The organism is Hydrogenophaga sp. IBVHS2 (assembly GCF_002127215.1).
Lineage (GTDB): Bacteria > Pseudomonadota > Gammaproteobacteria > Burkholderiales > Burkholderiaceae_C > Hydrogenophaga.
This window is the reverse complement of sequence record NZ_NFUT01000003.1, coordinates 98,377-108,558: the sequence shown is the minus strand read 5'-3', so window position 1 is coordinate 108,558 and position 10,182 is coordinate 98,377. Positions and strand designations below refer to the sequence as shown.

Below are 10,182 nucleotides of genomic sequence, written 5' to 3'. Positions count from 1 at the left end.
AGAAGGCCCTCAGGCGGCCTTCTTGACCACGGCGTAGCGCTCCAGCGTCTTCTCCCGTGCGAGCGCGTGGTCGACCACCGGGTGCGGGTAGTTCACCCCCAGTTCCACGCCGGCTGAGAGCCGCTCCATCGCCGGTGCAGCCCACGGTGCATGGATGGACTTGTCCGACAGGCCCTCGAGCTGCGGCAGGTAGCGGCGGATGAACCTGCCCTGGGCATCGAACTTCTCGCTCTGGCTCACCGGGTTGAAGATGCGGAAGTAGGGCTGGGCATCGCAGCCGCTGGAACTGGCCCACTGCCAGCCGCCGTTGTTGGCGGCCAGGTCGAAGTCGATCAGCTTTTCTGCAAAGTAGCGCTCGCCCCATTGCCAGTGCAGCCCCAGGTCCTTGACCAGGAAGCTCGCCACCACCATGCGCAAGCGGTTGTGCATGTAGCCGGTCTGGTTGATCTGGGCCATGGCGGCATCCACCAGCGGGTAGCCGGTGCGGCCCTCGCACCAGGCCTGGAACAGCGCCTCGGCCCTGGCCCCGTGCTCGAAGGCGATGCGGTCGTATTCCGGCTTGAAGGCCCGCTCCGTCACGTGCGGGAAGTTGGCCATGATCTGGTGGTAGAAGTCGCGCCAGATCAGCTCGGAGAGCCAGTTGCTCGCGCCGGCCATGCCCTGCAGGTGCATGGGCCAGGCCAGCGAGGCCAGCTGCCGCACCGACACCGTGCCGAAGCGCAGGTGCACGCTGAGGTAGCTGGGACCCTTGATGGCCGGGAAGTCACGGGCTTCCTGGTACCGGTCGATGCGCTGCACGAAATCGTCAAGCAGGCGTTGTGCGCCGCGGGCGCCGGTGGGCATGGGCAGCTGCGCCAGGTTGGTCGGCTCGAAGCCGATGTCCTGCAGCGTGGGCACCGGCCTGGCATGTTCGGCCGGTCGCGGCGCCAGCGCGCCGGCCAGCGGCTCGACCGGCCAGGCCTTGAGGTGCTCGTCGCGCAGGGCCTTGAGCCAGGCGTTCTTGTAGGGCGTGAACACGCCGAAGCACCCGCCGGCCTGGGTCAGCACCTCGCGGCGTTCGAAGATCACATGGTCCTTGAAGCTGCGCAGGATGATGCCGGCATGGGCCAGGTCGCCCAGCACCCGGGCATCGCGGGCCAGGGCGGCCGGCTCGTCGTCGTGGTTGGTGAACACCGCCTGCACGCCCAGACGCTGGGCCAGCGCCGGGATGGCGCTGCGGGCGGTGTCGTGCAGCACGATCAGGCCGGCGCTCTCCACGCCATGGGCCTGACCCATCTCGCGCAACCGGGCGTCGAGCTCCACCAGCGATTCGCGGATGAACTCGACCCGGCGATCGGCACGCGGCAGGGGATCGAGGATGTCGCGGTCGAACACGAAGACGCACCACACGCGCCGGCAGCTGGCCAGGGCGTGGTGCAGGGCAGTGTTGTCGGAGGCGCGCAGGTCGCGCCGGAACCACATGAGTCCACTGTCGAAGCGTTGCATGTCGGGAGGCCCGCGGGGCAGGAAGGGTGGGGGTGGCGGCTTAAAATCCGCCGATGCCCGCTGATTCTGCCCCCATCAACCTGACCAATCATTTCCTGATTGCGATGCCCGGCCTCAGCGACGAGCTTTTCGGCCGCAGCGTGGTGTTCATGTGCGAGCACAGCGAGCGGGGTGCATTGGGGCTGATCATCAACAAGCCCGGCGAGATCCTGCTGCCGCGCCTGTTCGAGAAGGTCGATCTCGCCCTGGGGCGCGACGATCTGGCCCTGCAGCCGGTGTTCCAGGGCGGCCCGGTGCAGACCGAGCGCGGCTTCGTGCTGCACGACGCGGTGGGCGACGACGGCGAGGGGGTGTATGCCTCCACCCTGACCATTCCCGGCGGCCTGGAGATGACCACCTCCCGTGATGTGCTGGAGGCCATGGCCCTGGGGGCCGGGCCGAGGCGGGTGTTCGTGTCGCTGGGTTACGCCTCGTGGGCCAAGGGCCAGCTCGAATCCGAGATCACCGAGAACTCCTGGCTCACGGTGCAGGCCGATCCCGCCATCATCTTCGAGGCCCCGGTGGACCAGCGCTACGAACGCGCCATGGCCCTGCTGGGCCTGCAACCCTGGATGCTGTCCCGCGATGCCGGCCACGCCTGACGCCATCGCGGTGCCCGCACACTGCCAGACCTTCGTCGCCTTCGACGTGGGCCGCAAGCGCACCGGGGTGGCCACCGGCAACCGCCTCACCCGCACCGCCACCCCGCGCCCCACGCTGCGGGCCGAAGGCGATGCCCGCTGGCCCCAGGTGGCCGCCATCCTGCGCGACTGGCAGCCCGATGCCCTGGTGGTGGGCGTGCCTTTTCATCCCGACGGTGCCGAGCACGAGAACACGGCCCTGGCGCGCCGGTTTGCCCGCCAGCTGCGCGGCCGCCACGGCCTGCCGGTGTTCGAGGTGGACGAACGCTACAGCACCACCGAAGCCCATGCCCTGGGTGCCGCCGACGCCGATGCGGCGTCGGCCTGCATCATCCTGGAACAGTTCCTGAGGAGCCTGCCTTGAATCCCATGCCGGATTACCCCCTGCCCGACGCGGAGGCGCTGTATGGCGCGCTGCGCAGCGGCGTCACCGCCCTGCTGGCCGGCGGCCCGCAACCCACCCAGCTGGTGGGCATCACCTCGGGTGGCGCCTGGCTGGCCGAACGGCTGCAGCGCGATCTGGGCCGCAGCGGCGAGCCGGGCATCGTGTCCTCGGCCCTGCACCGCGACGACTTTGCGCAGCGCGGGTTGGCCCATGCCCGCCAGACCTCGCTGCCCTTCGATGTGAACGGCGCCCACCTGCTGCTGATCGACGATGTGCTGTTCACCGGCCGCACCCTGCGCGCGGTGCTCAACGAGCTGTTCGACCACGGCCGCCCGGCCAGCGTGCGGCTGGCGGTGCTGGTGGACCGGGGCGGCCGCGAGCTGCCGATCCAGGCCGACCTGGCCGCCGCGCGGCTGCCGGTGCCGGCCGACCGCACCCTGTCGCTGGCCCGCACCGACGACGGCCAGCTGAGGTTCAACCTGGAGGCCCGTCAGCCATGAGTGCCCGCCGCAACCCGCAGCTCAACCGCAACGGCGAGCTGATCCATCTGCTCTCCACCGAGGGCCTGTCGCGAGACCTGCTCACCCACATCCTGGACACCGCCGCGAGCTTCACCAGCGTGAGCAACCGCGAGGTCAAGAAGGTGCCGCTGCTGCGCGGCAAGAGCGTGTTCAACCTGTTCTTCGAGAACAGCACCCGCACCCGCACCACCTTCGAGATCGCGGCCACGCGCCTGAGTGCCGACGTCATCAACCTCGACATCGCGCGCAGTTCCACCGCCAAGGGCGAGTCGCTGCTGGACACCATCGCCAACCTCAGCGCCATGGCCGCCGACATCTTCGTGGTGCGGCACAGCGAGTCGGGTGCGCCCTACCTGATCGCCCAGCATGTGGCGCCGCATGTGCATGTGGTGAACGCCGGAGACGGCCGCCATGCCCACCCCACCCAGGGGCTGCTGGACATGTTCACCATCCGCCACTACAAGCGCGACTTCACCAACCTGTCGGTGGCTATCGTGGGCGACGTGCTGCATTCGCGCGTGGCCCGCTCCGACATCCACGCGCTCACCACCCTGGGCTGCCCCGACCTGCGTGTGGTCGGCCCGCGCACCCTGGTGCCGTCCGATCTCTCGCACATGGGTGTGCGGGTGTGCCACACGCTCGAAGAAGGCATCAAGGGCTGCGACGTGGTCATTGCGCTGCGTCTGCAGAACGAGCGCATGAGCGGCGCGCTGCTGCCGTCCAGCCAGGAGTACTTCAAGAGCTTCGGGCTCACGCCCGAGCGCCTGCGCTGGGCCAAGCCCGACGCCATCGTCATGCACCCGGGTCCCATCAACCGCGGCGTGGAGATCGACTCGGCCGTGGTCGACGGACCCCAGAGCGTGATCCTGCCCCAGGTCACTTTCGGCATTGCGGTCCGCATGGCCGTGATGTCCATCGTCGCCAGCAACGAAGCCTGACCATGAAGATCCTCATCCAGAACGGTCGTGTCCTGGACCCGGCCTCCGGCCGCGACGAAGTGGCCGACGTGGCGGTGGCCGCCGGCCGCATCATCGCCATCGGCCATGTGGCGTCCGACTTCCACCCCAACCGCACCATCGACGCCGGCGGCTGCGTGGTGGCCCCTGGCCTGGTCGACCTGTCGGTGCGGCTGCGTGAACCCGGCCAGGAGCACGCCGGCATGCTCGAGAGCGAGATGGCCGCCGCCGTGGCCGGTGGCGTGACCTCGCTGATCTGCCCGCCCGACACCGACCCGGTGCTCGACGAGCCCGGTCTGGTCGACATGCTGCGCTTCCGGGCCGAGAAGCTGCATCTGGCGCGCGTGTTCCCGGTGGGAGCGCTCACCCGGGGCCTGCAGGGCGAAGTGCTGACCGAGATGGCCGAACTCACCGAATCGGGCTGCATCGGCTTCGGTCAGGCCGAGGTGCCCATCCTCAACACGCAGGTGCTGCAGCGGGCCCTGCAGTACGCCGCCACCTTCGGCTACACCGTCTGGCTGCGGCCCAACGATGCCTGGCTGGGCAAGGGCGTGGCCGCCAGCGGTCCGCTGGCCACCCGCCTGGGTCTGTCGGGCGTGCCGGCAGCGGCCGAGACGATTGCGCTGCACACCCTGTTCGAGCTGATGCGCGGCATCCGCAGTGGCGGGCAGGGCGCGCGCGTGCACCTGTGCCGCATCAGCAGCGCCGCCGGTCTGGCCCTGGTGCGCCAGGCCAAGGCCGACGGCCTGGCCGTGACCTGCGACGTGAGCGTGCACAACCTGCACCTGACCGATGTGGACATCGGCTACTACGACAGCCGCCTGCGCCTGCAGCCGCCGGTGCGGCAGCAGCGCGACCGCGATGCCCTGCGCGCCGGTCTGGCCGATGGCACCATCGACGCCCTGGTGTCGGACCACAACCCGGTCGACGCCGATGCCAAGGTGCTGCCCTTTGCCGAGGCCGAACCCGGTGCGACGGCGGTCGAGCTGCTGCTGGGCCTGGCCTGCCGCTGGGCCGAGCAGGACGGCCATGACCTGATGAAGGCCTTGGCGGTGCTCACCCAGGGGCCGCAACAGGTGCTGGGCGCCCGCCTGGGCACGCTGCAGGCCAGCGTGGGCCGGCTGGCCGTCGGTGGCGTGGCCGATCTGTGCGTGTTCGATCCCGAGGCGCTGGTGCGGGTGGACCCGGCGGCGCTGCGCAGCCAGGGCAAACACACCCCGTTCGAGGGGCATGAGCTGCCGGGCCGTGTGAAGACCACGCTGGTGGGTGGTCAGGTGGCCTACGCGGACGCCGGCGCGTGAAGACACTGCGTGCGCTGGGCCGGGCCCTGCATGCCCTGTGGCATGTGGTGCGCGGGCTGTGGATCATCCGCACCGAATTCGGACGGCTCACACCGGCGCAGACCGATCTGGTGGTCCGTGAATGGTCCAGGGGCCTGCTGCGCATCCTGGGGGTGGCGCTGTCGGTGCGGGGCGAGGTGCCCACCGGTGGCCCGCTGCTGCAGGTGGCCAACCACACCAGCTGGCTGGACATCATCGTCATGAATGCGGCGCGGCCGAGCCGCTTCGTGTCCAAGGCCGATGCGCGCCACTGGCCGCTGCTGGGCTCCCTCATCACGGGTGCCGGCACGCTCTACATCGAGCGCGAGAAACGGCGTGATGCGATGCGTGTGGTGCACCACGTGGCCGAGCGTCTGCAGGCCGGCGACGTGATCTCGGTGTTCCCGGAGGGCACCACCGGCGACGGATCGGAGCTGCTGCCTTTCCATGCCAACCTGTTCCAGGCGGCCATTTCGGCCGGTGCCCCGGTGCTGCCGGTCGGTCTGGCCTTCATCGATGCCGCCACCGGTCGGCCGCATCCGGCACCGGTTTTCGTGGGCGACACCACGCTGGTGGCCTCGATCTGGAACGTGCTGAGCGCCGACGGCCTGCAGGCCGTGGTGCATTACGGTCTGCCCGAGGAGTGCCTGGGCCGCGACCGCCGCACCTGGGCCCAGCAGGCCCGCGACGAGGTCGAGCGGCTGCGTCGCAGCGAACCGCTCTGACCCGCCGGGTCAGCCGCCCTTGGCGCGCTGCATCATCAGCGCCGTGTTGGCCTTGCGGTCGGCATTGACCCGGGCCACGGCGGGGCGCTCGTTGATCTGCTGCAGGTAGTCCCGCACCGGCAGGCCTGCCAGCAGATCGCGGCCATAGATGACCTTGGTGGCGCTGCCCACCAGCGGCAGATGCACCGCGGCGGCACAGTCGGCCAGGGTGAAGCTGTCGCCGGCCACGAAGGGCGCGAAGCGCGCCAGCGTGGCGAAGGCCGCGATGTTCTTCTCCAGCTGGGCCAGCGTCTTCTCCTTGGCCGCGTCGCTCACCTTGCCGCCGAAGAAGGCCTCGGGGTAGAGGTTGCGGGCCACCAGCTCCAGGTGCAGTTCGAGGTAGCGCACCAGTTCACGCACCTTGGCGGCGGCGAACGGGTCGGCCGGCAGCAGCGGGTGCTGCGGATGGGCCTGCTCGATGTACTCGAGGATCACGGTCGATTCCGAGATCGGACCCTGCGGGGTCACGATGTAGGGCACCTTGCCCAGCGGGCTGGCGGCGGCATCGGTCTGTCCGACCCAGACCAGCTGCTCTTCGAAAGGCACGTTCTTCTCGAGCAAGGCCAGCTTGACCTTGTTGTAATAGTTGCTGGCCGCAAAGCCGCAGAGCTGGATCATGGGGTGTCTCCTGTGGAAGAACCACATGCTAGGGCGCAGCCGCACCGGACCGAGTCGCGTGCATGACCGGGGCGGCGATACACTGCCCCGGTCCCGTTTCCGACCCCCTGGAGTCCATGCCATGAAATCCCTGTTCCTGACCGTCCTGCTGGCCGCTGCGCCCGCGTTTGCCCAGAGTGTCACTGTCGATGTGAAGGACGCCTGGGCCCGGCCCACCGTGTCCCAGCAGTCGGCCACCGGCGCCTACATGAAGCTCACGGCCGCCAGCCCGCTCAAGGTCGTGGAGGTGAGTTCACCGGCGGCCGGCATCGTCGAGATCCACGAGATGTTCATGGACAAGGACGTGATGAAGATGCGTGCGGTCCAGGCCCTGTCGCTGCCGGCCGGTCAGGCGGTGGAACTCAAGCCGGGTGGCCTGCATGTGATGCTGATGGACCTCAAGGCCCCGGTGAAGGCGGGTGACGTGCTGCCGATCAACCTGACCCTGGAGTCGCCCGACGGGAAGCGCCAGAACCTGGAGGTCAAGGCCAGGGCGATGGCCATGCCGGCCGGCCATGGCAGTGCCCACGGTGGCCAGGCCGGCCACAAGCACTGAAGGATTCAGGCCGGCGAGACCGGCTGGCGCGCCACGCCCGAGGCCGGCGGACTGGCGGCCCCGCCCCCGCGCTCGAACGTCACCACGTGCTCGACCTCGGCGCGGATGCCGATCCATTCGCCCAGCGCGTGGTTGTGGTGGGACGGCACGTGCGTCATCAGCACCTCGCCCGACGACAGCCGCAGCGTGTAGAGGAACTCCGAGCCCCGGAATGCCTTGCGGATGATCTGGGCCTTCACCGGCGCATCGTCGTCGTGGACGATGTCGTCGGCCCGCAGCAGTACATCGCACAGGCCGGCCTCGTAGGCGGTGGGCAGGGGGCACTCCTCCACATCCTGCAGCCGGCCCAGCGGCGTCTGGACCGACACCTCCTGGCCATCGAGGCGGATCTGGGCCGGAGCGAACACCCCGTGGCCGATGAACTCGGCCACGAAACGGGTGGCCGGCCGGTGGTAGAGCGCATAGGCGTCGTCCCACTGGTGCAGGTGGCCTTCGTGCATGACACCGATGCGGTCGCCGATGGCGAACGCCTCGAGCTGGTCGTGGGTCACGAACAGCGCGGTGGCGTTGGCCGCCTTCAGGATGCCTCGCACCTCGTGCGCCAGGCGTTCGCGCAGGTCGACATCGAGGTTGGAGAAAGGCTCGTCCAGCAACAGCAGGCGCGGATTGGGCGCCAGCGCGCGGGCCAGGGCCACGCGCTGCTGCTGGCCGCCCGAGAGTTCGTGCGGATAACGGGACTGCAGGCCGTCCAGGCCGACCAGCTTGAGCACCTCGGTCACCCGGGCCTCGCGCTCGCGGCGGGGCAGGCGGTCGATGCCGAAGGCCACGTTGCGGCCCACGTCCAGGTGCGGGAACAGGGCGTAATCCTGGAACACCATGCCGATGCGGCGCTGTTCGGCCGGCACGTGGCGTGAGGGCTCGCTCACCGTCTCGCCCCCGAGCACGATGCGTCCGCCGCTGGCCCGTTCCAGACCGGCCACCGCGCGCAGCAGGGTGGTCTTGCCGCAGCCGGAGGGGCCGATGAGCACGCCGATCTCGCCGGCGCGCAGACCCAGGCTCACGCCGTCCACCGCTGCAGTGGGCTGCTGGCCGTAGCGGACCTGGAGCTGGGAGACGTCGAGGAACATGAGGACGATTGTAGATAACTACAATTCTCATTTGTGTTGACCGAGGTCAAAGTCCATGCCGCGCTGGTTGTTCGTGCCGCCCCTGATCGTGCTCGCCCTGCTGCTGGTGCTGCCGGTGCTGTCGCTCTCGGGGGCCTGGCTCAGCTTTGACGCCCAAGCACTGGATGTGCTGCGCCAGATGGCCGGCACGGTGCTGCCGGAATACACCGCCACCTCGCTGCTCCTGTGTGTGGCCGTCGCCCTGGGCGTGGCGGTGGTGGGCATGCTCACCGCCAGTGCCGTGACCTTGTTCGACTTTCCGGGGCGCCGTGTCTTTGAATGGGCGCTGCTGCTGCCGCTGGCCATGCCGGCCTATGTGGTGGCCTATGCCTACACCGATTTCCTGCAGTTCTCCGGGCCGTTGCAGGTCTGGCTGCGCGAGAGCTTCGGCCTGCGGGGCCGGGTGTTCCCCGAGGTGCGCAACACCGCCGGTGCGGTCTGGGTGTTCACCTTCTCGCTCTACCCGTATGTGTACCTGCTGGCCCGCACCGCCCTGGCCGAACGGGCCGCCCAGCTGATGGAGGCCGCGCGGCTGCTGGGTGCACCGCTGGGCCGGCGCATCCGCGAGGTGGCCCTGCCGCTGGCCCGACCGGCCGTGGCCGCCGGGGTGGCCCTGGCGCTCATGGAAACCCTGGCCGATTTCGGCGTGGCCAGCTATTTCGGCATCCAGACCTTCACCGCCGGCATCTACAAGGCCTGGCTGGCGATGGACAACCGGCTGGCCGCCGCCCAGCTCGCGACCCTGCTGCTGTTCACCGTGGCGGTGTTGCTCTGGCTGGAGCACCGTGCCCAGCGCCGCATGCGGTTCGCATCGCTGCGCGGCCAGCGCGCCGGCAGCCAGGAAGCGCAGCCGGTGCGCCTGCGCGGGACGCCGGCCCTGCTGGCGGTGCTGGTCTGCCTGCTGCCCATCCTGGCCGGTTTCGTGCTGCCGGTGCTCTTCATGCTGCGTCCGCTGGTGGGCGGCTGGGACGATCTGCCCTGGCACATGTTCGTGCAGTGGTCCCTCAACAGCGTGTGGCTGGCCGGCCTGTCGGCGGCCCTGGCCACGGTGCTGGCCTTGCTGCTGGCCCTGGCCGCGCGCACCCGCCCCGGTGCCCTGACCCGCAGCACGGTGCAGCTTGCCAGCCTGGGCTATGCCGTGCCGGGCGCGGTCATCGTCGTCGGCCTGCTGCTGCCGGTGGGCTGGGTGCAATCCGTCTGGCCGCAGACCTCGGTGGGCTACTGGATCACCGCCACGGCGCTGGGGATCGTCTGGGCCTACCTGGTGCGCTTCACCGCGGTGGCGCTGCAGTCGGTGCAGAGCGGCTATGCGCGCATTCCCGCCAGCCTGGACGACTCGGCCCGCATGCTGGGCACCACCGGCCTGGCGCTGGCGCTGCGGGTGCATGCACCGCTGCTGCGCCGTGCGACCCTGGCCGCGTTGCTGCTGGTGTTCGTGGACGTCATGAAGGAACTGCCCGCCACCCTGGTGCTGCGGCCCTTCAACAGCGACACCCTGGCCGTGGTCACCTACCAGCTCGCCCGGGACGAGCGACTCGGTGAAGCCGCCCTGCCGGCCCTGACCCTGGTGCTGGTCGGGCTGATTCCGGTGATCCTGCTCAGCCGCACGCTGCGTGCCCGCTGAAGCCCATCGTCCGATGGCCGGTGAGTCCGGCCCCGCCAGTGGCCAGGTCCGGATGTCAAAAATGAATTC

11 protein-coding genes are annotated in these 10,182 nt (G+C 69.7%); 8 read left to right on the top strand and 3 right to left on the bottom strand.

What is annotated here, in order from left to right:
• Nucleotides 1-9 precede the first annotated feature (9 nt).
• Nucleotides 10-1,485, bottom strand: coding sequence for a deoxyribodipyrimidine photo-lyase (locus tag CAP38_RS09775; RefSeq protein WP_086121224.1), 1,476 nt, complete (start codon nucleotides 1,483-1,485; stop codon nucleotides 10-12).
• Between the two features lie 53 nt (nucleotides 1,486-1,538).
• Between CAP38_RS09775 and CAP38_RS09770 the strand changes: the two genes are divergently transcribed.
• From CAP38_RS09770 to CAP38_RS09745, 6 genes are read left to right on the top strand one after another with little or no spacing between them, the layout of a single operon-like run.
• The gene (locus CAP38_RS09770; RefSeq protein ID WP_086121223.1) at nucleotides 1,539-2,126 is read left to right on the top strand and encodes a YqgE/AlgH family protein; all 588 of its coding nucleotides are present in this window, start codon (nucleotides 1,539-1,541) and stop codon (nucleotides 2,124-2,126) included.
• Nucleotides 2,110-2,529 (top strand): Holliday junction resolvase RuvX, encoded by a 420-nt coding sequence (gene ruvX, locus CAP38_RS09765; RefSeq protein ID WP_086121222.1) that lies wholly within the window; start codon nucleotides 2,110-2,112, stop codon nucleotides 2,527-2,529. The genes CAP38_RS09770 and ruvX overlap by 17 nt, the downstream gene beginning before the upstream one ends.
• A gap of 5 nt (nucleotides 2,530-2,534) precedes the next feature.
• Nucleotides 2,535-3,050, top strand: coding sequence for a bifunctional pyr operon transcriptional regulator/uracil phosphoribosyltransferase PyrR (gene pyrR / locus CAP38_RS09760; RefSeq protein WP_086121221.1), 516 nt, complete (start codon nucleotides 2,535-2,537; stop codon nucleotides 3,048-3,050).
• On the top strand, nucleotides 3,047-4,009 hold the full coding sequence (locus CAP38_RS09755; RefSeq protein WP_086121220.1) for an aspartate carbamoyltransferase catalytic subunit: 963 nt from the start codon (nucleotides 3,047-3,049) through the stop codon (nucleotides 4,007-4,009). The genes pyrR and CAP38_RS09755 overlap by 4 nt, the downstream gene beginning before the upstream one ends.
• A gap of 2 nt (nucleotides 4,010-4,011) precedes the next feature.
• Entirely contained in the window at nucleotides 4,012-5,328 is a 1,317-nt protein-coding gene (locus tag CAP38_RS09750; protein WP_086121219.1) for a dihydroorotase, read from the top strand.
• The gene (locus tag CAP38_RS09745) at nucleotides 5,325-6,071 is read left to right on the top strand and encodes a 1-acyl-sn-glycerol-3-phosphate acyltransferase (protein WP_086121218.1); all 747 of its coding nucleotides are present in this window, start codon (nucleotides 5,325-5,327) and stop codon (nucleotides 6,069-6,071) included. Before CAP38_RS09750 ends, CAP38_RS09745 begins: the two co-directional genes overlap by 4 nt.
• Before the next feature lie 9 nt (nucleotides 6,072-6,080).
• Here CAP38_RS09745 and CAP38_RS09740 read toward each other — a convergent pair whose 3' ends face one another.
• The gene (locus tag CAP38_RS09740; protein ID WP_086121217.1) at nucleotides 6,081-6,728 is read right to left on the bottom strand and encodes a glutathione S-transferase; all 648 of its coding nucleotides are present in this window, start codon (nucleotides 6,726-6,728) and stop codon (nucleotides 6,081-6,083) included.
• Between the two features lie 121 nt (nucleotides 6,729-6,849).
• Between CAP38_RS09740 and CAP38_RS09735 the strand changes: the two genes are divergently transcribed.
• Nucleotides 6,850-7,323 (top strand): copper chaperone PCu(A)C, encoded by a 474-nt coding sequence (locus tag CAP38_RS09735; protein ID WP_086121216.1) that lies wholly within the window; start codon nucleotides 6,850-6,852, stop codon nucleotides 7,321-7,323.
• A 5-nt stretch (nucleotides 7,324-7,328) separates the two neighbouring features.
• Here the strand turns inward: CAP38_RS09735 and CAP38_RS09730 are convergent, their stop codons facing one another.
• Entirely contained in the window at nucleotides 7,329-8,450 is a 1,122-nt protein-coding gene (locus CAP38_RS09730; protein WP_086121215.1) for an ABC transporter ATP-binding protein, read from the bottom strand.
• A gap of 55 nt (nucleotides 8,451-8,505) precedes the next feature.
• Here CAP38_RS09730 and CAP38_RS09725 point away from each other — a divergent pair, with 55 nt between their 5' ends.
• On the top strand, nucleotides 8,506-10,113 hold the full coding sequence (locus tag CAP38_RS09725; protein ID WP_086121214.1) for an iron ABC transporter permease: 1,608 nt from the start codon (nucleotides 8,506-8,508) through the stop codon (nucleotides 10,111-10,113).
• Nucleotides 10,114-10,182 lie beyond the last annotated feature (69 nt).